Raw genomic sequence first — 21286 nt, forward strand, 5'->3', positions numbered from 1 at the left:
ACGCCATGTTCCGGTCACCGGGGTAAGCGAGTTCGTAGGCGGTGTTGTACGCCGTGGCGATCGCAGGCTTGGCGGTCATCCGGGGGAGCCGGGCAGCGCCGATGCGGACGGCGGCGGTGTGGGTGTGGTCTCGGGTGAGGGAGTGGTCATAGGCGAAGGCCCTGCTCGGCGTCCTTGTGATCGGCGCGCTGGCGGGCGGTGGCCTGGGCGGGGATGTGGCCGAGGGCCACGATTTCGTCGCGGACGCCGTAGGTGAGCCGGTAGACGAGGGCCTCGGTCGCGGCCGCAAGCCACCTTTCGGTTCCGGAGCGCGGCGGCATCGGGCCGAGAGCGGTGGTGAACCAGACCGGGAGGAGGTCGCTGCCAGTGATGGCGTTGCTGATCCGGGCGCGGGCAATCTCGGCGAGGCGGTCTCGGGCGGCGTCGCCCGCGTCCGCCGCTTCCGTCAGTGTCTGGTCGAGGGACTCGTCGCGGTCGAGAGCCTTGCGAGCGGCGCCGGCGGCGCTCCGCAGCTGCTCGACTCGGGCGGCTGCGTTGGCCATCTTCGTGCAGGCCAGCCGGTAGTCGGTGGTGGCGGTCTTGAAGGCGTCGCTGTCGTGGGCGGCGGTGGCGAGGATGCCGGTTGCGGTCAGGACCGCGACACGGGCCTGTTCCAGTGAGCTGGTTGCCTGGCTGTGGGCGTGCAGGTTCTGGGCGTGGCGGGCGCGTTCGGCCTCGGGAAGGAGTCGGGCTTCGGCGGCCAGTCCTGCGATGATCTTGGTCAGCAGCTGGTCGATCTCTCCGGTGGTGGCATCCAGGTCGACGGCGGATCCGCCTGCCGCCGTGCGCAGGCGGCGCTCGATCCAGGCGACGCGCTGGGTGAGGTCGTCGACGGAGCCCTGCAGGCCCTTGAGCTCGCTGTCGGTTTCGTCGGCGCGCTCGTCCAGCTGCTCGATCTCGTTCTGGTGGTCGCGGAGCTTGTACTCGGCGGAGTCCAGGCGGCTGCCGGCGCTGGAGGTCTCGTGTTCGTGGTCGTCGCGCAGCCGCCGCAGGGAGGACTCGATGTCGTCGATTGTGCGGCCGAGCTGCCGGATCTGGTGGTCCGCGTCGCCGCCGTAGGGAGTGGTCACTTCGAGCTCTCCTTCGGGTCGTCCGGCAGACCGGTGGCGAGGGTCGCGGCAGCAGCAGCAAGTGAGGCGATGACCCACCAGGCGCTCACTGCGCCGAAGGCCACCGCGCTGAGCAGCAGGGTGCTGGCGGCGAGCAGCGTCGCGCTCACGCGGTGCCGCAGGTGCGGGCGGTGTTTGGCCAGGGGCGTGGCCTGCCAGCCCGCGCTGAGGGCGGCGAGCGTGAGGGGGAGTAGGAGGATGAGCCAGCCCCAGGCCACCCAGCCGGGGATCACTCCGGCGGCGGTGAGGGCGGCGGCGGCTGCTGCGCCGCGGCGGGTCCACATCACGAATTGCTCCGTGGCGCGGCGCGCGGGCTCCTGGCGGAGGTCGGGAACCCGCGCGGCGTATGCGAGGAGGGCGTCGGCGGCCGCTTGCAGTTCGGCGAAGGCCTCTGCCCGGCCGGCGGCGCCGGGTGCCAGCGCGGCCGCGCTGGCCTGCCGCTGGCCGACGTCCTTCTGCAGCTGTGCGAACCGTGCGGAGACCTTGTCCACCCGTTCCCCTCCATCAGGTCGAAAGCGGCTTCGGCCGCCTGTCATGAACGGTATCTGTGTGTACTGACAGCTCGTTGCTGATTTCGGAATGTCACGGCCCGCAGTCTTCGGGGCACGACGGGCACCCTGTGCCACGCTGGGGGGATGGTTGCTGGGACAGTCGCCGGGATTGCTGCCGGTTCAGTGCCAGACCACGATCGGTCGGTCGTGGTTCCGTGCCGAAAAGGCACGGAGCTGGCATCGACGCAGGTCTCGCGCGGCCGACGTGGGAGCACGACCTGTGGGTCGTGCTCCTACGCCGAAAGTACATAGGCAGGAGTTGCCCGGGCGGATGGATGCTCTGACTGGGCGTTTCGTCCCTGACTTTGGAGCTCAGGTTCCGCGCCAGGTCGGGGTGGCTTCGCCGGTGAGTCGGCGGGTCATGAGGCCGATCATGGCGACGTGGACCATGGCTTCGGAGCGGGCCGGGAGGGCTTCGTAGTCGCGGGCCAGTCGTCGGTGGTTCATGAGCCAGCCAAAGGTGCGCTCGACGACCCAGCGGCGGGGCTGGACGACGAATCCCCTGGTGGCGGGGTCGCGTCGGACGATCTCGAGGTCGATGCCCAGGGTGGCGGCGTGTTCGACGACGGCGTTCTTGTAGCCCATGTCGGCCCAGGCCTTGCCGACGGTCGGGTGCTCGGCCGCGACGGTGGTCAGCAGCTGTCGGCCGGCAGCGTTGTCCTGGATGCTCGCGGCGGTGACCAGCACCACGAGCAGCAGGCCGATCGTGTCGGTGACGATGTTGCGTTTCCTGCCGACGATCCGCTTCCCGACGTCGGCGCCCTGGCCGGCGACAGGGACGTTCGTGGAGGTCTTGATGCTCTGCGAGTCGATGATGCACGCCGTCGGCTCCGGATCGCGGCCCTCGGCGGTGCGGACCAGGCGCCGGAGAAGGCCGTTGAGCTGCTCGAACACTCCCTCCTTCTGCCAGCGGGCGAAGTAGGCGTAGACCGTCTCCCATGGCGGGTAGTCGTGCGGGAGGTAGCGCCAGGGGATGCCGGTGCGGTCCACGTACAGGATCGCGTCCAGCAGGTCCCGCAGGCCGTGTTCGGGAGGCCGGCCGAACGCCAGGGCGCGTTCGGTCCGGGCCTGACGCCAGGCGGTGAGGGTGGGCTCGACCAGAGCCCAGCGAGCGTCGGACAGGTCGCTCTGATACGGTCGACGATCCGTCATGATGACGGCATACTGCGGAATCCCGCATCCGCCCAGAGGCAGCGGAACCCAGGGGACAACTGTGCTCCAGTCGGGCTTCCTGGGATGAGACAGGACGATGTGCACAGTTCCGACGGACATTCGTGTAACGGCGGGACTCCCGTCACTACAGCCCCAAGAGTCACCGAAAGCGAGCAGCTTGGGCACCTCGAAAACCGCCATCAACCGACCCACTTAGGGGCGAAACGCCCAGTGAGTGGGCGTTTTGGTATTACTGATCTGGTAAGAGGCTTATGCGCATGCCGTCTTGGTGGCGTTATGTCCGGTAAATGGATAACGCCCCTCCTGTGCTCAGGGGAGCGACTGTCCGTCTCGCCCACATCTCTGCCTTGAAGTCCGTCTGGTTTGAAGAAGTCATAGAAACGCCCAACAGGCTGCGGAACGGGATCCTCCGCCCCATCCGTGCCGACGCTGTGGCGTGAGCCAGCGGAAGCCGTACCCCAGCGACCTGTCCGACGCCCGATGGGCCCTGATCGAGCCGAAACTGACGGCCTGGAGGAAAGCCCGACTCGACCGCAGGCCCACCGGCAAGCCAGCCCAGGTCGAACTGCGCGACGTCTTCAACGCGATCCTCTACATCAACCGCACCGGAATCCCCTGGAAGTACCTCCCGCACGACTTCCCCAACCACGGCACCGTCTACGCCTACTACGCGGCCCGGCGTGACGAGGGAATCCTCGCGGAACTCAACTACGACCTGACCGGCCTGGCTCGCGTGAAAGAAGGGCGCAAGCCCGAACCGACCGCATCCGTCATCGACACCCAGAGCGTGAAAACCTCCACCAACGTGCCCCTGACCAGCCAGGGGACGGATGCCGCGAAGAAGATCGTCGGCCGCAAGCGCGGCATCATCACCGACACCGTCGGACTGATCCTCGCCGTGACCGTCACCGCCGCGAGCCTGTCCGAGAATGCCCTGGGAATCCGCCTCCTCAACCAGGCCAAGAAAACGTACCCGAGCATCTCCAAGAGCTGGGTCGACACCGGCTTCAAGAACGCCGTGATCGAGTACGGAGCCGGGCTCGGAATCGACGTCGAAGTCGTCGCGAGAAAATCCGACGTCCGCGGCTTCCATGTCGTGAAGAGACGCTGGGTGGTCGAACGAAGTCTGGGGTGGCTCATGTTGCGCCGCCGTCTCGCTCGCGACTACGAGACCCTGCCGGCCAGCTCCGAAGCCATGATCCACATCGCCTCGATCGACAACCTCACCAAGCGCATAACGGACGAGACCACACCAACCTGGCGAGGGACCTACTAGGGCATAAAGGGCAATCCGCTCACATCAAATGCCCTCTCAGAACCGACGCCCATGCCGCGCGCCGAACCGGTCCGGATCCGTATCCCCGCCCTGTCGGTGAACACCCCCCCTGGTACCGCTGCACCTGGACGCCACCGGAACCGTGCCCCCACCCGCATCGGACGACCGCAACATCGCTGGCTGGTACGCCGACGGCACCACACCAGGGGAGACGGGAACCGCCGTGATCGTCGGCCACCTCGACACCCGCCAGGGCATCGCCGCCTTCTACCGCCTGTCGACCCTCGCGCCCGGCCAGACCGCAATCGTCCAGCGCGGCGACGGCAGCACCGCAGTCTTCTCCATCGACGCCGTGCGGACCTACCCCAAATCCGCGTTCCCCACCGACCACGTGTACAAGCCCACCGGGCGACCGGAACTGTGACTGATCACCTGCGCCTGGCCGTACGACCGCGCACACGGCGGATACCAGGACAACACCGTCGTCTACGCCCACCTCACCGGCACGACGCCCCCGCCGGCAAGCGCCGTCGGATCGGCCACCAGCGCCCGGTAGAGCGATCCTTGTGACCGCGACCCCATGACGGCCATCGTCGCGCACGAGATCGGCAACCGGCGCGATTGCCGACTCGTGCCCGGTCGTCCGGACGTGTGGGGTCAGGTGCGGTCCGGCAGCACCCACGCTCGGTCCGGCCGCCGACGGCGACCTTCCGGCGCGAGATGGAGCAACTGCAGCGCAGCCGGGTGGCGGTGTTCCCGGCGGCTACGGGTTGCTGGCGGTCCAGCGGGAGACCTGGTCTCCGGCCGTGATGGTGAGCCAGGTTCCGTCGCCGAGTGCGAGCGGGTCGGGGCCGGGAGCGGCCGGGTAGGTGAGTTCGGTGACCAGGGTGAGGGTTTGCGGGTCGAGGATGACGTGGCGGGAGGTCTCCGCGAAGTCGTGTTCGGCGACTGCGGCGATGACGGCGGTCTCGGAGAGGAAGCCGGGACGGTTGACGAAGCGGTCGTCGCCGGCGCCGGGGATGTCCGTGATGGCGATCGACGCGGCGGCCTGCCATCGGTCGGCGGTGAGGACGTGGAGTTGGACCCGGGTGCCGGAGCGCTCAAGCGTGATCAAGCGGTCGCCGGCGGGATTGGTTCCGGCGAGGAGTTCGTCGGGGCGGGCGGCGGGTGCGACATCAAGCTTCCCGCCGGCGCAGGAGACTGCATAGGAGAGGGCATCCTCCTGTCCCTGGCCGGCCGACAACAGCAGCGCCCCGACGGCTGTCGGCCGGCCGTGGAAGGTGTAGGTCGCCGACGCCGCGGTGAGGGTGACCCGGTCGACCACCTGCCCGCTCCGCGCGTCGACGGCGATGCACAGGTCGCCGTCGTACGAGCCGTCCGCGTTCACGGGACCGGGGATGGTGGCGAGCACGTAGCGCCCGTCGGGGGTAGCAGCGCACGCCCCGTCGCCGGACCCGCCGCTGCTCCAAGGGGTGTGCTCCACGGTCCACAGCCGCTGGCCGGCGGTGTCGACGGCTGTCAGCGCCGTGTCCCCGCTCACGAACACCAGCGAGCCGTTGGCGTTCGGGCATGCGTAGCCGTGTTCGGCGAACGGTGCGGGGAAGACGATGCCGTCGTCGAAGACGCGGTCGGCTTCGGGGCGGATGCGGTGGGCGGTGATGCTGTCGCCGTCGCTGGTGACGATCCACGCCGTCCCGCCGCGGGGCTGCCATCCGTCCGGCCAGCCGAGAGCGTCCTCCGCTCCGGGGACGGTGGTGTGGGCGGTCGGGCGTGCGGGGGTGGTCACCGGTCCATCTCTCCCTGTTGTGTGACGGTTCGCCACCCAGTGTCCCACCGGTGTGCCACGGCCGGGGCGGTGCGGCCGCGGCACACACCGGGTGTCAGGGGAGCCAGGTGAACAGGCGGCGGTGTGTTCCGCGTTCGCGCGGGAAGTACCACTCCCCGTCTCCGACCATGCGCCCGCCGCTGCCGCGGATGAGGGGCGCGCAGTGGTCGGTGCAGACGCTGCGCGAGGCGCCGCCTTGGAGCGGCCGCCAGGCGGAGTCTGTCTGGTGGCGGCGGGCGAGGAATGCCAGCAGGTTCTGCTCGGCGTGGCCGGCGAAGTCGTCGGTCTTCGGCGAGTACTCGCTGGACGGCAGCGGGATCAGGCCGAGCTTCTTCGCGTGGGCTTGCTGAGCGGGGGTCAGCGGGCTGGAGCTGGTGCCGGCAGCAAAGAGCTTCGGACCCTTCGGGGTCATCGCCTCGATGACCGCGACGGTCTGGTACTCCTGGCTGCGCTTGGGCAGCAGCCCGGCGATCTCGCTCGCCATCTTCCCCAGGTGCGTGGGGCAGGGGGCCAGGCCGAACGGGTCCGCCCAGGTTTGCGGGTTGTGGACGTAGGTCTGGGGGTTCAGGGCCGGCCGCAGTCCGAGCGGATCGGGGCTGAGGTAGCGGGCCGTGAGCGGGTCGTAGTAGCGGAACAGGTTGTAGTGCAGGCCGGACTCGGCGTCCGCCTGCTGGCCGGGGAACCGCAGCGGGCAGTCGGGTCCGCGTGGTGCGGGCGCGGGCTTCCCGGGTGCTCCCCACAGGGTGGTGCGCAGGTGCCAGGCGACGGTTCCGTGCTCGTCGACGAGTTCGGTCGGGGCGCCGACGAGGTCGCTGACGATGGCGTAGAACCGCTCGTCGATCTCGTCCTGGGTGGCGTCGCGCAGGTGGTGGGTGCGGTCGCGTTGGGCGAGGGGGCGTTCGCCGTCGGGTTCCCAGTCCCAGGTTGAGGTGTGCGCGGTGCCGGTGTCGGGGTCGGTGCGGGTCTGTTCGGCGAGGTTGGTGCCGTCCCAGACGAACCGGGTCTCCTCGAGGACGGTGTGCCGGTCGGTGGCCAGGCGCTGCTTGGCGATGCGCCGTCCGAACGGGTCGTACAGGTATTGCCAGAGGGAGCCGTCAGGGGTGGTCAGGTGGGTGAGCCGGTCGGCGGTGTCCCAGGTGTAGCGCCACTCGCGGTGGCCGCCGGAGAGCAGCCGGCGGCGCTGGCGGACGAGGCGGCCCTGCTGGTCGTACTCGTAGGTGGTGCGGCCGGCGGTGGTGAGCTGCATGCCGGTGTGGGTGCGTTCGCCGACGGCCGCGTCGGCCTCGGTGCCGTCGTTGCCGCCGGCGGTGGGCCAGTCGGCGCCGGTGAGGTTGCCGGCTTCGTCGTAGGTGTAGCGCTCGGTCCAGTTCGCGCCGGTGACGGCGGTGACGCGGCCGGCCGGGTCGAGGTCCTGGTGGTGCACCTCGCCGCTCGGGCCGCTGGTCGCGGTGACGTATCCGGTCGGTGAGTAGGCCCAGGCCCTCGACCAGCTTGCGGCCCTCGTGCCGGGTGCGGCGGTCAGCTGCTGCCCGGTGAGGCGTCCGCCATCATCGAAGGTGTGGGTGAGCGCCGCGGCGCCGAACTGCCGGCTGGTCTCCCGGCCGGCCAGGTCGTGCGCGAAGGCGAGCGTGTGCCCGCTGCCGGTGTGCAGTTGCCGGGGCCGGCCGGCCGCGTCGTAGGTCCAGCGGCTCTCGGCGCCGCTGGGGGTCTGGCGGACGGTGGTGCGCCCCAGCGGGTCGTAGGCGCGGTGGACGCTGGCGCCGTTGCAGGTCTCGGTGAGGACCCGCCCGGCGGCGTCGTAGGTGAAGGTGACGGTGGCGTCCGCGTTGGCGGCTTCGAGCAGGTGGCCGCCCGCGTCGTAGCGGAAGGTGGTGGTGGCGCCGTCGGCGTGCCGGGCGACGGTGCGCCCCAGTGGGTCGCGGGTGAAGGCAGTGCGCTGGCCCGCGCCGTTGGTGAGTTCGGTGGGGTGCCCGGCCGCGTCCAGGCTGTAGGTGACCGTACGGCCGTTGAAGTCGCGCTCGCTCACGAGCCGCCCGGCGACGTCGTGCTCGTATGTCCAGGTGAGGCCGTGCGGGTTGGTGATCCGGGTGAGCTTCAGCTCCGGGTCGTAGTCGAAGCGGTAGTGGGCGCCGTCGGGGTCGGTGCGGGCGGCGAGCAGGTCGAAGTAGGTGTACTCGAACGTTGACGTGCCGCCGCCGGGGTCGGTGTGCCGCACGCAGTTGCCCTCGCCGTCGTACGCCCACCGTTCGGTGTTGCCGGCCGCGTCGGTGCGCCACGCGGGCCGGCCTTCGATAGTCCAGCCGAGCAGGGTGGTGGTGCCGAGCGGATCGGTGATCCGGGCGGGCAGTCCGAACGCGTCGTAGGCGCAGGTGGAGGTGCCGCCGAGCGGGCCGGTGATCGTTGTGGTCAGTCCGGCCGGGTTGTACGTGAACCGGGTGGTGGCGCCGAGGGCGTCGGTGACCGTGTCGGCGTTGCCGTGTTCGTCGCGCACGTAGCGGGTGAGGGCCCCGGCGGGGTCGGTCGCGGTCAGCAGGTTCCCGCGGTCGTCGTAGGTGAACTGCTCGACGGCGCCGTCGGCGGTCGTGACTTCCAGGGGCTGGTGCAGGTCGTTGTAGACGGCCTGGCTGAAGCTGCCGTCGGGCCTTGATATTCGGGACAGGTTTCCGTCTTCGTCCCAGGACAGCGTCGTGGTGCGGCCGAGCTGGTCGGTGCGCTCCAGCAGCCTGTCGTAGGGGTCCCAGAGGGAGCGGGTGACGTGACCGAGCGGGTCGGTCTCGGCGACGGTCTGTCCGAGCTCGTTGAGCTGGTAGACCGTTCGCTGCCCCAGTGCGTTGGTCACCGTTGTGGTGCGGTTGTCCGTGTCGTAGGAGAACACGTTGTCCAGGAACCCGCCGTCGCCGCGGGTCTGCACGCAGCGCCCGGCCCGGTCGTACAGGTACCGGTAGCGGTGACGGTTGCGGTCGGTCCACGTCGTGATCCGCGCCAGGTGGTCGTAGGTGAACTCCAGCGGCACGCCGGAGGAGTTCATGACCTGGGACAGGTTCCCGTTGCCGTCGTAGGAGAACGCGACGAGCAGTGTCCCCTCCGGCTCGGGCCGGGGCGCCGCTGCTGGCCCGCTGGGCGCCGAGGGTTCGGTGGCCGCGGCCTCGCCCGCCGCCGGCGCCCCGGGGACGGCCTGCTCGGCGTTGCCTGCGGCCTGCGGCCCGGTGCCGGCGGCGGGCTCGGGCTCGGTGCCGGCCGCCTGTCCGGTTCCGGCGGCCCCCTGGGTGTCGGTGCCGGCCGGGTCCAGGAGCCGGAAGCCGGTGATCCGCCGCCCTGCGGTTTCGACACCGACGCGGTAGCCGCCGCTGTGCCGTACCTCGACGGGCGCGCCCTGCGGCGAGTAGGCGATGTCGATCCGGTGCCCGTTCCGGTCGCTGATGGCCGCCAGCGGCAGCAGGGACTGGTCCGCAAGGTCGCCCGGTGCCCCGCCGTCCGGTGTGAGTGGCACGAAGTGCCGCGTCACCCCGCTGAACGGGTCACAGACTGTCAGACAACCCGGCACCTGCGGATCCCAGGCGAGCTCCCACCTCGGCCCCTCCACCGGGTGCACCGGCCTGTCCGGACGCGGGACGGGGAACACCAGCAGCATGCCGTCGTCGGTCGCGAAGACCACGCCCTCGTCGTCCAGCTCGAGCCGCTGGTCCAGCGTTGAGGTCCACGACGGTCCGAACCACCGACCCGACCGGTACGACGACAGGTGCGTGCGCGTCAGTAGCAGGGGCAGCGCACCGGGAAGGCTCACGTCCTCCTGGCCCATCACCATCTCACCGGACGCGACATCGACCGGGTCACCGCAGGTGTTCCGCGAGTTCAGCTGCACTCCGGTCTTCCGCGGATCCCCCGCGCCGTCTCGCAGCCGCGGCGAGCCCGGCTTCCTCGATCCGCCCTTGCGGCCCGGACCTCGCCGATTCGACCCGCCTCCGCCGCCGCTACCGCCGGGCGATTTGGGGCCGCTGCCGCCACTGTGCTTGCCGAGCATGATGTCGGCGATCTTCCGGTCGTTGTCCCGGTGGTTGCGGCTGGTCTGCTCCAGGCCTTGACCGACGTCCTTCAGGTGCTTGCGCAACGCCTTCTGGCCGTCCTGCATCGCGTCGAGGAGCTTTGAGACGCCCTGCTCGGCGGCCGCCGCAAGGCCGCCCTTGCCGCGGGTGCGGCCGAACGCGGCCTTCGCCCGGGTGTGGTGCCGGCGGTGCGAGTTCTCCAGGTCGTCGGAGTACGTGCCGAAGCGCTTGGCCAGGTTCTCCGTTGCGTCGTGGTCGTGCTGGAATCCGTCACTCATGCCGCGCTCCCCCGTGCGCCGTCACCGAGACCGAGCTGCGACTTGCTGTCGTCCACTCCGTCCTTGAAGCCCTGCTTGCCGGCGTCGCCGACGTCCGACCAGTTGACGCCATCACTCATCCCCAGCGCCTGCTCCCCAAGCTGCAGGACGAGATTCCCAGCCATGTCGGACAGCGCCTGGATCACCGGCCCAGTGGCAATAGAGATCAGCTGGTCGATGATCTGCTGCTCGGCCTCCTTCAGCAGCCTCCGGACGATCACCCGGGTCACCTGGGTCGCCCCCAGCGCTCCCGCCTCCGACAGGCCGAACGTCAACGGCGCCGCCGCCTGCGCGGCGATCACCTCGGCCGCCATGATGCCCAGCTGCACGATCGCGGCGACCTTTGCGCCCTCGATGACGATCGCCACCCCGTCCAGGCACGTGGCCACCAGCCGCCCGCCCTCGGCCAACTGGTGCAGGTGCGTGCCGGAGAGTTTTCCCCAGTGCGCCTCGAACGCCTCCACCGCCAGGCCCGCATTGCTGCCCAGCATGTCCTGGACCGCACCGTGCATGTCGGTGATCCCGCTGTCCATCTCCTCCGAGAACGAGCGCAGCGCGTCCGCCATCTCCCGGTAGTCGTCCTCGTCCACGTTCGGCCAATTCACGCCGATCAGATCGAGAACCCACGCCAGCTCGTCGGGCAGCACAACACCCACGCGACTCCACCCCCGTGATCACATCGCTCCGGTACGTAGGCTACTTGACACCCCGTAGCCACGAAACGGCCCTCCGGGGCCGGCCGATCGCCCAGCCTGGCGACCGCCGCGACGTACCCGCCGGTGGCACTTCCTCTCAGCGGTAGCGGAACAACTGCTGCAGCCGTAGGACCTCCGATTGCCAGAACACACGGGCCTCACCTGGCTCGGCAGGAACCGCCCGACCCAGCCGCCCCGCCAGATCACGGCAGACCGCCAGAGAACCCGTGTCGCCCGCCGCGAGCAGCGAGGACAGCAGCGGCTCACCCTGAGGTGTGCCGGCGTCCACTCGCACGAGGACTTCCACCCGGTCGGCCGGGTGCAGTACCTGCGGCAGAGCGTTGCCCAGCTGGCGGCCCAGCCTCGACCATGTGGTCGTGGAGCGCTCGCGCGCAGCCTTCTTCAACGCTCCTGTCACTGCGGCGGCGATCTGCGCCACCGCTTCCTCCGGCAACCGGGCCGGCCTCGCCGGCACCGCCTTCCTCGCCCTCTGCCTCTGCGGAACACCAGAGGCGGAACGCCGGGCCGCAGGCTGCTCCCTGACCACCTCGCGGTCCTCGCGCATCCTGCCGATTCCCGTCCGGGCCGCCAGTCGCTCGAAAGCACGCTTGTCCGTGTCCTGCCGGGCAGCCGGAACACCGGCTTCCCGCCTCGGCGCCACGCCACTCTCGGAGGCCAACGCTCCGCGCAGCCGACGGCCGCGTGAGAGCCACCACTGCGCCTCCTCGAGCTGCGCCGGGGTGAGGCGTGGCCGTACCTTCCTCACCGTCCCGGCGAGTGAGTCCACCAGGTGTTGAATCTGCCGTGCGGGCAGCTGCTCTCCCAGCTGCCGCAGGTCGCCGAGGATGTCCAGGACTCGCTGCTGTGCGGTATCTGCCGGATCGTCCGGTTCGGCCGCCCTCGATGCCGTTGGGGCCCCGGGCACGTCAGCAGGGACGACAGCCCGCGATGTCTTGCGATCCGAGAAGACCGCACGCTCCTGTTGCCGCAGGAGCTCTGCCGCCTCTTCGGCAGTGGAACGCTGGTCCTCCGTTCGTCCCCAGGCCGCGTCCGTGTCCACGCGGACCAGAAGGTGGCGTACCAGTTCGGTGTCGCCCATCGCGACGGCCTGGCGCAGCCGGTCGAAGAGCTCGCCGCGGCCGCGGTCGTATGCGGTCAGCCACGTCCGGCCGCGCTCGATCAATGCGGCCGTGGTCCCCGATGCGGAGTCTCGGGCCTGACCTGCAGCCTCGAGTTCACGGACCAGGGACACGACGGCAACCCGAGAGCGTGACTCGATCGCCGTGTCCAGGCGCCGCTCGAACTCCGACCGATGCGCCGTCCGCTCCCCCAGCGCCGCAGGCCTCCACGCGGCCTGCGGTCTCGGCGACCGGCGCGCCTCGACGATCCGATCGACAGCCGGCGTCCGGAAGCCGTCCGCAGTCATAGAGCACTCGTCGAGGCCGAACCACTCGGTCTGCCGTGCGAAGGCCTGCGTCCCGATCAGCATCCGCCGTGCGGTACCGACACTCTCGAACCGCACCCGATGCACGTACCAGCGCCGCACCAGCGTCTCGTCATCGACCAGCGACGACATGCCCAGAACCGGCTCCACCGCCTCGTCGTCCCACACCGGCTCCACCGCACCGTCCAGATGAAGGCGCAGCCCACGCGCGGGAACGCCCCAACTGATGTCCACGACGGAGCCGAGCGGCAGCGCGAAGGTGATGCCGGCCCTCTGCCCCCTTGTCTTCAGCCACGCCGCAGCCGCCGCCTTCGCATACAGGTGGTCGGCACTGGACACGCTCCGGGCCCGGCGACCACACACATGCTCACCCGTCGGATCCGGGAAGTGCGCGAAATGGCAGACCCGGTCGGTGTACAGCTTCGTCGCCAGCTGCGCGCCGCAGCCGCCGAGCAGCAGCCCACACCAGAACGTGTCCTCCGCGTGTCGCTGGCGAAAGGCGTCCAACTCGATTGCTTCCAGCGGAAGGATCAGAGGTTCCTCCGACCCGGCGTTCCCCATGACCGCCGTCTGAATACGCCGCCTGTCACCCGGCAACAACAACCCCCACCGTGATCGTTTGGCTCACTTGCCGCAGCCTGCGATGAGTCGCAAGCCTGTCGGCCCCCTCCAGGAGCGCCCCAGCACTCTCGTTGTGTACGGCGGGCTCTCCTGCTCTGCCGCGACTCCTGCCCACGCGAGCGCGGCGCCATGCGCCGACGAACAATCGCGGCAAGGCTTTTGAGACCTTCAGCTGTAGGCTCTCGCGGCTCGTGTCATACGGCAGAGCGCTGACCTGGTGATTTGCTGGCGGTCTCACCGAGTGGCCAGGAATCTCACGACCGTGGCGGATTCCTCCAGACAGCGGTCAAGCTGCGGATGACCCTCGTCTGCGTCTATCTCTGCCCGTGTGAGAGTGCAGAGTCAGGTCCGAATGAACGTACAGAGCTGTCCTACGAGCAATCCCAGTGATGCTGCACGGCCGCTCCGGGCATGAGCCGCACTCGAAAATTTAGACGCCGCCCGCATCGCCGATCATGAGCCCAGCCGCTTGTCGCACCGCAGCTCTCCGTTCAAATGCCTCGCGGTTCCTCTCCTCGCTGGCCACGACGCCTTGGTCTTCAAGCGGAACCCAGGTCCGACGGGACTCGCCGTCGAACTCCCAGCTGCTCACGGTCAACAGGTGCGGGAACTACTCATACCAGACGCCTGCGATGGGGCCTCGCTGGGTGGCGGCTCGGATTCCGGACGGCAGAGCGACCTGGTCGAGGTTGCCACGGATGTGAAGGTAGAGATCGGGCGTCGGCAGGCCAGTGGTCTGGATCCAGCCCCGGCCGTGGACATGGCCCGCCGCCTTGAGCGCTTCTGCCTGCCCATCGGGCGCGTACTGGCGGCTGTAGAGCTGGCTGAGGGTCTCGTCCCGGTCGGCGAAGGCGTAGCGGGCGGCGTAGGCGTAGCCGTCGTGGAGCCAGACGTAGAGCACGACCGGCCGGTGTAGGGCTGTGCGCATCCACTCGGCGGTCCGCCGGGCAAGTTCCTGCGGGTTGCCCTCGGCGTTCAGCGCCCAAGCAGAAGGCCGGTCCGGCAGGGTGAACAGTTGGTTGTGCAGGCGGTCGCCACGTATCTGGTCGCCGGAGAAGTGGACGCCGATGTCGATCAGGCTCAGCCGCGTCTCGGGGTCGCTCAGGGTGATGTACGCCAGCAGCGCGTCCCCGGTTTCCGGTCGGCTGATCTCACCGCTGGCGCCGTGGGAGGGCCACTGCGCGGTGTGTGAACGCAGCGCCTCCACGAAGGCGCGCTCGGACTCGGTGATCTCCAAGTCGAGGTAGTCGTCCGGCTCCTCGAGTTCGAACCATTGCGTCGGCATGACCGGGACCCTACGGGTGGCGGGTGGCGGGGCGCGAACGGCTTTGTGCCTGTGACCGGGCCTACTCGGGTGGGCTGCCCCTGGCGGCAGCGTGCACTCGCTACTTGCTAGAGGTTCTCCCGTATGAGGTGACGGCTATCCGGTGAGGGCGAGGTTGTGCAGCCCCCATCATTGCCTTGCGGCGCCCGTGCTCTGCATTGAGCACGGCCTGTTCGAGCGTCCGCATAGTCCGGCCGGCTCGCGAACTCGGTTGCGGAGGAGATGTTGGCGCCTGTCTCATTGGCTGCCATGACCCGGCGATCTTCACGGCTGACCCTTAGAAGCCATCTCATTTGGCCAGCCGGCGATGGCAGATGAGTGCCGCGGCGATGGTGGCGAAGGCTGCGAAGTGGTCGGCTTTGCGTTCGTAGCGGCGGTGGAGCCGACGGAAGCCGCCCAGCCATGCGACGGTCCGCTCGATCACCCAGCGGTGCCGGCCGAGGCGGCTGGAGGACTCGATGCCGCGGCGTGCGATGCGGGTCGTGATCTGTCGTCGTCGCAGGTAGGAGCGGATGAAGCGGTGGTCGTAGGCTTTGTCGCCGTGGAGCCTGCCGGGCCGGCGGCGCCGGGGGCCGCGGCGGGAGCGGATCGGTGGGATCGCCTCGACGAGCGGAATCAGGGCCTGGCTGTCGTGCAGGTTGGCGCCGGAGATCGCCAGCGACAGGGGTAAACCGGTGCGTTCGGTGAGCAAGTGGATCTTTGACCCGAACTTGCCCCGATCGACAGGATTCGGACCCGTCAGGTCCCCTTTTTCGTGGCCCGCATGTTCACGGAGTCGACCGCGCACCTCGACCAGTCCAGCTCACCCTGCGAGCCGAGCTCGTCCAGGACCAGGCGGTAGAGCTTGGCCCACACCCGGGCCGCGGTCCACTCGGTGAAGCGCCGGTGGGCCGTCGGCCCGGACGGGCCGAAACACGGCGGCAACTGGGCCCACGTGCACCCCGATGTCGCCACGAACACGATCGCCGCAAGCACTTCGCGGTCCCCGTGCCGGCGTCGGCCACCGCCCTGCGGGCGCGTCGGTGCCGCTGGCACCACCCGCTGGAACAGCTCCCACAACTCGTCCGGTACCAGCCGCTCCACGATCGTCACGAGAGCAGCCTACAAGCCCAAATGAGATGGCTTCTTAAGCAGCGATTCAGCCCCCATCCCCCGAGCGTGCCGCGTACCGCGCTGCAGCGCTTCAACCGCGCCAAGACAGACTCCGGCTGGCCCCTGCTCCTCGCCAACTTCGCGCTCTTCGTCGTTTTGGGTGCTTATTCGCTCAATGCGGCCGCTTCGGGATCTTTTCTCTTCACTGTCCTGAGTGTGAACCTTGTTCTCGGGGCGCTGCGGACGGGCCACGTGATGCTCTGCGTCGCCCAAGGGAAAACCGGACTAACCGCGACGGGGGAACGAATAGCTGTCGATGTCACCACTGACCCCAGTCAGCGGGCCAGGCTTTTCTAGCGCTCCGGTTCCCGTAGGTGACGGCCTTGGCCTGACCGCTGATCGGGTGGCAGGAGGGGCCAGGGAAGGATTCGCCCGCTCGCGCGCCAGCTCCAGCTGATGGCGGTCGGCGTCGGTGATGAGACCGGGGCGGCGGCCGTGCGCGCGTGCCGTCCACCGCCCCCAGCGGGCCGACTACCAGGCCCGGCGGCCCGCCCTCACCGCTCAGGCCGGGGCATTCGCCACCGCTCTCGCCGAACCTGTCCGTCCAGGAGTCCACCAGCTCGAGCTGGGCGCCTCTCACGGCCGCCCCGGCGACTGCACTGGCCCGGGTGCGCAGCAGGGCGAGCGCCGCCAGTGTGGCGTAGGTGGAGAGGTTCGTGGGGCCGTAGCCGGCATCGGGGTCGGGAAGGGCCGCAGGTTCATCCTGGCCTGGCCGGCGGTCGGTGTCCGTCAATGCGGCGACTGCGGGGTGGTGCGCTCGTCAGCCGGTACTCTCTGCGGCCGGCCGAGGTGGATGCGGCCGAACCGACCAGTGGGATGCTCACATCCCTGTGGCCCCGGCTGCGATTCGGGTGCGTAGTCGCGTGATCAAACGGTGGCCTTCGTCGATGCCGTCCTCGACCGGGCCCGGTCCAGTAGCCGAGGGACCGCATAGGCGAATCCTGCATTGAGTCCGCCCATGTACAGGGCGGCAGACCAGGAGCCGTGGCCGCCTGGGTTGTCGATGGGGTACGAGAGCGCGGCGCAGCTGACGGACATGACGGAGATCAGTACGACGGTGACCAGGCGGGGACCGCCGACGCGTTGCCCCGCTGCCTCGCTGCGCGCCAGTGTCGCCGCGCAGGACGCCCCCGCCAGCGGGAGGAAGAGCGCTGCCAGCCAGTTGAAGGGCCACGATGTGCCTGCGGCGGCGAGTCCGGCGGCCGCGTACGGCAGGTTGATGGACCACCACGCTGCTGCGGCCAGCAGCATCATGGCGCCGACACCGCCCCAACCCCGCGCCCTTGTTCCTCCCGAATCCGCCACAGCGCCCAGTGTCGCGAACGGGCCGCCGCCGAGTCGCCTGCCACCGGCGCGCCGCGCACGCCACACGCCCCAGCGCGTACGCCGCTTGAGACCTCTACTCGGGCAGGCAGACACTGGCTGGCGACCGTGCCTCGCTCTCGGGGGCCGTCGCTACACTGCGGTCACTCGCGATCGAGCCTTGGCCGTCATCGGACACCGTTGTGCCACGGACCATACGTGTGGGCGGCGGGTGGCTGGGGGCGGGGTCGCTGGAGGACGGCCAAGGCATCGTCGATGCGGTCGAGGTCGATGAGGTAGCCGGCCAGGGCATGGCTGTTGCCCGAGGCGTGCTGTCGGAGGACGGTGACGGCAGCCTTGGTGCGCCCGGCGCCGGCGAGCAGGTCGGCGAGGTCCCAGGCCGCGTAGGAGCTGCCGCTCTCGGGGTGGACCCGGGCCTGGGCGATCGCTTCGTCGATGCCGTCGCGGGCGGCGATCAGCGGCAGCCGGATCCGGTAGAGGTCCCACTCCTCCTCGCCGCCGCGGGCGGCGGCGAGGGCATCGAGGAAGGCCAGCCCGTCTGCGGGGCGGTTGTGGTCGAGGCACAGGTCCGCCAGGGTGTGAAGGATCCAGTCCTCGCCGTTGCGGTCGGCGGCCAGGGTGCGCATCACGTCGATCGCTTGGTCGCCCCGACCGTGGCGGGCAAGGAGTTGCGCGAGCGCGAAAGCCGAGTTCGGGTCCTCGGCCACTGGCCTGCCGGTCTGCCGGTACGCCGCGATCGCCCCCTCCACGTCGCCGGACTCCTCCAGCCACGTCGCGAGCCGTTGTACGGCGTAGCCCGAGTCGTCGCTCGCTGCGGCTTCCCGGAGCTCGTCGATCCGGCCGTGCCGTGACAGCAGCGCGGCCAGTTGATTCCGGTGATTGACCAGCGTGGTGCTGCCGGTGCGCAGCAGGGCGATCGCGTCGTCGGTGCGGCCCTGGCGCTCGCGGGTGGTGGCGATCAGACCCAATGGTCGTTTCGCGGTCGAGGCCTTGGCAGCACCATGGGAAGTCGGAACACCAGTGCTCGGTACAAGGCCGGCCAGCACTTCATGACACTGAGTGATCAGTGGTAGACGTCCGTCGGCGGTCTGGCATGATCGCGCGGTGAGCGTTGCGAAGGTGCAGGCCGCTGAGGCCGTCGAGTCACATGTCCGAGAATTCTTTGAAGGACATCCCGTGGAGGTCGTCGAATACGACCTTGGGCCGGGGCGCCGAGAGGCGCTGGCCGACCTGCGAGTTCTCGTCGTGGGCCCCGGCCCGCGCAGCGACTGCTGGGCCTATGTGACGGCCGGTTGCTGGTCCGAGGTGGAGCAGGACGGCCATGGACTTGAGTTCGTCATGACCGCCCATGTCCGCGACCAGCGGTTCGTCGAACTCATGGCGATGATCGCTTACTACCACTGCGGAGGGCATCTGCTCGACCTGGAGCACAGCATGCCGATCGGTGAACCGTGGGTGCCGGGTTCGGCCTGCGACCACTTGCTGATCAGCCTGCCCTATCTCCACGGGCCCGAGCTTGAGCGCTGTCCGTTGCCCGAGGGACACGCACGCATTCTGTGGGCCCTGCCGGTGACGACGGCCGAGATCGAGTTCCGCAGACATCACGGCCACGAGGCGCTGGAGCAACTCTTCGACGAGGCCGAGATCATTCCCACCGACCCATTCAGGGCATCGGTCGTTTGAGCTCGCCTCCGGCCGCCCGGGATCACGGGGCGGTCGACGACCTGGTCAAGGCCCTCGGCGCGGACACCGGCATCTCCAAGAGCGAGGTCTCCCGGATCTGCGCCGACCTGGACGAACAGCTCACCGCCTTCCGCACCAGGCCGCTGGGCCACACGCGCTTCCCCTACGTCTGCCTCGACGCGACCTACTGCAAGGCCCGGGTGAACCACCAGATCGTCTCCCGGGCCGTGGTCGTCGCGACCGGAATCACCGAGGACGGCGGCCGGGAAGTCGCCAACGCGTCGTGGCGCGGCGGCGTTCGGTCCGCTACGTGTTCATGCGGCGAGGTAAACCGATGGGCCCGAACAGCATGTCTGAGTACCTCGTGCAGACCCCCGCCGGGCGCGGGCGGTGGGGCACTTTGCACCTCGTTTCACCCGTTGCCGACAATGAGAACTTTTCATCCTGAATTCGCAGGTGGGATGGGGTGGCCTGGGGTCGGTCGGGTGTGATCGCGCCGGTCGTGGGCCGTGATCGCGGCGCTTGATCGTCTGTCAGCGGGTGATCTCGGCGCGGGTCAGCACGAGGAGCGAGCGCAGCAGCGTGGTGGCGTGGGTGGCGTTCATCCGGACCTTGGTGAGGATGCGCCAGTTCTTGAGGTCGGCGAAGCCGTGCTCGTTGGCGGCGCGTTCGCGGGAGATGAGCTTGTTGGCTTCCTTCTGGGCCGAGGTGAGCGGCTTTCTGCGGGCGGCGCGCTTCCCGGTGATGATCACCGGGTTGTCGGGGTCGTCGTCCAGCGCGGTGAAGCCCAGGTCCCCGATCGCGCCGAGGCCGGCGGCGCGCAGCTTCGCGCAGATCTTGTTGTGCCTCGCGGCGGTCAGGTCCAAGGCGCGGCCGGGTTTGGCCGCCGAGATCCACAGCAGGTTCCCGCGCTCGTCGGTGACGGCCAGGAACAGCAGCCCGTGGGCCTTGTGCTTCCCGGAGTAGTTGCGCCGATTCTGTCTACCGGTGCGGCGTCTGGTGCGCACCCAAGCTCGCCGTGCTCCCGACGGCCGCCGGCCCGGCCGGCACCTAGGTCAGGCCCGCCGGATGCTCGAGACGTACCGCGTCCGGCTCTGGGCCCAGCAGCTCGGCACCGCGCAGACGGTCGGTGATGCCCGCATCCGCAAAGATGCTGAGTCCGTAGCCGGCCCTACTCGGCGTCCTGTGCTTCGATCAGGTCGAGGTCGCGGACGCAGAAGCCGTGGTGTTCGAAGGTCTCGTTGAGCACCGTGACGAGGCACTGCCGCACCAAGCGGCCCCGGGCGTACGGCGGCCAGACATCGTCGTCGGGCACCGGCGCTCGCTCTGCGAGCTGCACGGCGGTGACCTCGTCGAGCCAGGCCTCAAGCTCGGCGGCCTGCGCGTCACGCACGCTCACGATCTCGTCGAGGGTCGGATCGAGCGAGAGGTCAAGCCCGTGCGCTCCACGGTAGGGCTCGACGGTCGTCCCGATGCCCATCGGCGTGAACAGCTCCGTCGAGCCCAGGCAGCAGCGGCGGAACCACGAGTCGTGGACGAAGACCAGGTGGCGCATCGTCTGCACCGCCGACCACTCGTCGTTCACGCTGCGGCGCTCGATGCCGGGCCTACGGCGGATTCGCTCGATCGTCGCGGCCCAGCCGGCATGGAGCTGACGCGATGCCTCGCGCAGATCGTCAGGGTCCTCGGAGCGGATCAGCACCCGCACCGGATGACGCCGGTCGAGCTCTGCCTCGACGTACTCGCTGACCTCGACACCGTTGACCACGAGGTTGGCGACGAGCCTGTCGATCACGGCATCCTGCATGACGACGCCGATCAGGCGTGCCCCGCTCAGATCGCACTCGCGGAACTCCACACCGTGCAGATCCTCGTCCACATATCGCGTCATGCCCCGCATACTAGATCCGAGCACCGACAAGCCGGCCTCCCCGCAACTGCTCGACTTCGCTGTCGACGAAATCCCACCCACCCAAAAGCCAGACCCGCACCCAGGCTTGCTCCGGTTCGTGGACGTCTTCGGAGTCGTCGATGCCGATCAGGAACTCGCGTCTATCGTCAAACAGGCCGTACTCGGCGGCCATCCGCATCCGCCCGGCATTGAGAACTTTTCATCTTGAATTCGCAGGTGGGATGGTGTGGCCTGGGGTCGGCCGGTCGGCCGGGTCGGGTCACTCGTCTGTGTCTGACGGCATCGTCCGGTTTCGCAGCCCCCTACGATCGGCGGCGGAGCTTGGACGCGGGTCGAGGGGGTCGGAAGTCGGTGTTGGACCGGATCGTCGAGCGCAGGGACCTGCTGCGCGAGCAGGCCGATGGGCTGCGCAAGCAGCTGGAGGACATCGACGTCGAGCTCGACCAGCTCGCTGTGGCCGAGCAGGTGATCGCCAGACTGCTGGCCGACGACGAGCCCGGCAATGCAGAACCGGATGTGGATGCCGAGCCGGACCCGTTGAGCCTGCCGCCGGGGATGACGGTGCCGCACCGACGCCAGGCCCGGGGCGTGAGCGACCTGCCTGGGGAGTACCAGCGGTTCCTGGAGCTGATCGCCGCCTCACCGCGCCCGGCGGCCTTCCGGTACGTGCGCGAACAACTCGGGGTGCCGATCGCCGCGAAGAACATCGAGGGCATGCGCAGCAAACTCAAGCGGCTGGTGGAGCGGGGCTGGCTGATCGAGACGCAGCCGGGGAAGTTCACGGTCCGTCCCTGACCGG

20 protein-coding genes and 1 pseudogene are annotated in these 21286 nt (G+C 69.4%); 7 read left to right on the forward strand and 14 right to left on the reverse strand.

Annotated elements, in window-relative coordinates:
• Positions 1–146: 146 nt before the first annotated feature.
• From FHR36_RS35710 to FHR36_RS35720, 3 genes are all read right to left on the reverse strand, one after another.
• A complete protein-coding gene (locus tag FHR36_RS35710; RefSeq protein WP_253804300.1) occupies positions 147–1109 on the reverse strand; it encodes a coiled-coil domain-containing protein in 963 nt (320 codons plus the stop codon).
• A complete protein-coding gene (locus tag FHR36_RS35715; protein WP_253804301.1) occupies positions 1106–1639 on the reverse strand; it encodes a hypothetical protein in 534 nt (177 codons plus the stop codon). The genes FHR36_RS35710 and FHR36_RS35715 overlap by 4 nt, the downstream gene beginning before the upstream one ends.
• A gap of 372 nt (positions 1640–2011) precedes the next feature.
• Entirely contained in the window at positions 2012–2851 is an 840-nt protein-coding gene (locus tag FHR36_RS35720; protein ID WP_253804303.1) for an IS5 family transposase, read from the reverse strand.
• A gap of 457 nt (positions 2852–3308) precedes the next feature.
• On the opposite strand from FHR36_RS35720, the gene FHR36_RS35725 reads away from it, so the two are divergent.
• Together FHR36_RS35725 and FHR36_RS35730 are read left to right on the forward strand one after the other, a co-directional pair.
• Complete coding sequence (locus FHR36_RS35725) at positions 3309–4148, forward strand: IS5 family transposase (RefSeq protein ID WP_253804305.1); 840 nt, start codon at positions 3309–3311, stop codon at positions 4146–4148.
• A 142-nt stretch (positions 4149–4290) separates the two neighbouring features.
• Positions 4291–4572, forward strand: a complete 282-nt coding sequence (locus FHR36_RS35730) for a sortase domain-containing protein (RefSeq protein ID WP_253804307.1) — start codon at positions 4291–4293, stop codon at positions 4570–4572.
• 339 nt (positions 4573–4911) lie between these two features.
• Here FHR36_RS35730 and FHR36_RS35735 read toward each other — a convergent pair whose 3' ends face one another.
• The 6 genes from FHR36_RS35735 to FHR36_RS35760 all read right to left on the reverse strand — a co-directional run bounded on the left by FHR36_RS35735 (position 4912) and on the right by FHR36_RS35760 (position 15503).
• Entirely contained in the window at positions 4912–5934 is a 1023-nt protein-coding gene (locus FHR36_RS35735) for a PQQ-binding-like beta-propeller repeat protein (protein WP_253804309.1), read from the reverse strand.
• 94 nt (positions 5935–6028) lie between these two features.
• On the reverse strand, positions 6029–10294 hold the full coding sequence (locus tag FHR36_RS35740; RefSeq protein WP_253804311.1) for a DUF6531 domain-containing protein: 4266 nt from the start codon (positions 10292–10294) through the stop codon (positions 6029–6031).
• Complete coding sequence (locus FHR36_RS35745; protein WP_253804313.1) at positions 10291–10989, reverse strand: WXG100-like domain-containing protein; 699 nt, start codon at positions 10987–10989, stop codon at positions 10291–10293. Before FHR36_RS35745 ends, FHR36_RS35740 begins: the two co-directional genes overlap by 4 nt.
• Before the next feature lie 136 nt (positions 10990–11125).
• Positions 11126–13033 (reverse strand): hypothetical protein, encoded by a 1908-nt coding sequence (locus FHR36_RS35750; RefSeq protein WP_253804314.1) that lies wholly within the window; start codon positions 13031–13033, stop codon positions 11126–11128.
• 670 nt (positions 13034–13703) lie between these two features.
• Entirely contained in the window at positions 13704–14378 is a 675-nt protein-coding gene (locus FHR36_RS35755; RefSeq protein ID WP_253804315.1) for a hypothetical protein, read from the reverse strand.
• A 328-nt stretch (positions 14379–14706) separates the two neighbouring features.
• Positions 14707–15503, reverse strand: a protein-coding gene (locus FHR36_RS35760; protein WP_253796714.1) for an IS5 family transposase whose coding sequence is annotated in 2 segments (ribosomal slippage) — positions 14707–15167 and positions 15167–15503 — 798 coding nt in all. Because the reading frame shifts where the segments join, the coding sequence is not laid out codon by codon here.
• Between the two features lie 72 nt (positions 15504–15575).
• Between FHR36_RS35760 and FHR36_RS35765 the strand changes: the two genes are divergently transcribed.
• Positions 15576–15866: a hypothetical protein gene (locus FHR36_RS35765; RefSeq protein WP_253804316.1), complete on the forward strand. Its 291-nt coding sequence runs from the start codon at positions 15576–15578 to the stop codon at positions 15864–15866.
• Between the two features lie 570 nt (positions 15867–16436).
• Here FHR36_RS35765 and FHR36_RS35770 read toward each other — a convergent pair.
• Together FHR36_RS35770 and FHR36_RS35775 are read right to left on the reverse strand one after the other, a co-directional pair.
• Entirely contained in the window at positions 16437–16823 is a 387-nt protein-coding gene (locus FHR36_RS35770; protein WP_253804317.1) for a hypothetical protein, read from the reverse strand.
• Between the two features lie 236 nt (positions 16824–17059).
• Positions 17060–17860 (reverse strand): tetratricopeptide repeat protein, encoded by an 801-nt coding sequence (locus FHR36_RS35775; protein WP_253804318.1) that lies wholly within the window; start codon positions 17858–17860, stop codon positions 17060–17062.
• 208 nt (positions 17861–18068) lie between these two features.
• On the opposite strand from FHR36_RS35775, the gene FHR36_RS35780 reads away from it, so the two are divergent.
• On the forward strand, positions 18069–18575 hold the full coding sequence (locus tag FHR36_RS35780) for a suppressor of fused domain protein (protein ID WP_253804320.1): 507 nt from the start codon (positions 18069–18071) through the stop codon (positions 18573–18575).
• A gap of 32 nt (positions 18576–18607) precedes the next feature.
• A pseudogene (locus tag FHR36_RS35785) lies at positions 18608–18847 on the forward strand (transposase); the annotation flags it as partial.
• Positions 18848–19108: 261 nt separating this feature from the next.
• Here FHR36_RS35785 and FHR36_RS35790 read toward each other — a convergent pair.
• Positions 19109–19582, reverse strand: a complete 474-nt coding sequence (locus tag FHR36_RS35790) for a transposase family protein (protein ID WP_253804322.1) — start codon at positions 19580–19582, stop codon at positions 19109–19111.
• On the opposite strand from FHR36_RS35790, the gene FHR36_RS40420 reads away from it, so the two are divergent.
• A complete protein-coding gene (locus FHR36_RS40420; protein WP_407660886.1) occupies positions 19575–19820 on the forward strand; it encodes a DUF3418 domain-containing protein in 246 nt (81 codons plus the stop codon). The genes FHR36_RS35790 and FHR36_RS40420 overlap by 8 nt on opposite strands.
• Here the strand turns inward: FHR36_RS40420 and FHR36_RS35795 are convergent.
• Positions 19747–20466, reverse strand: coding sequence for a DinB family protein (locus FHR36_RS35795; RefSeq protein WP_253804323.1), 720 nt, complete (start codon positions 20464–20466; stop codon positions 19747–19749). The genes FHR36_RS40420 and FHR36_RS35795 overlap by 74 nt on opposite strands.
• Positions 20467–20476: 10 nt before the next feature.
• Entirely contained in the window at positions 20477–20659 is a 183-nt protein-coding gene (locus FHR36_RS35800; protein ID WP_253804325.1) for a hypothetical protein, read from the reverse strand.
• 182 nt (positions 20660–20841) lie between these two features.
• On the opposite strand from FHR36_RS35800, the gene FHR36_RS35805 reads away from it, so the two are divergent.
• Positions 20842–21282, forward strand: a complete 441-nt coding sequence (locus FHR36_RS35805; RefSeq protein WP_253804327.1) for a hypothetical protein — start codon at positions 20842–20844, stop codon at positions 21280–21282.
• The last annotated feature ends 4 nt before the right edge of the window (positions 21283–21286 follow it).

It is taken from the genome of Kitasatospora cinereorecta (assembly GCF_024172095.1).
GTDB lineage: Bacteria > Actinomycetota > Actinomycetes > Streptomycetales > Streptomycetaceae > Kitasatospora > Kitasatospora cinereorecta.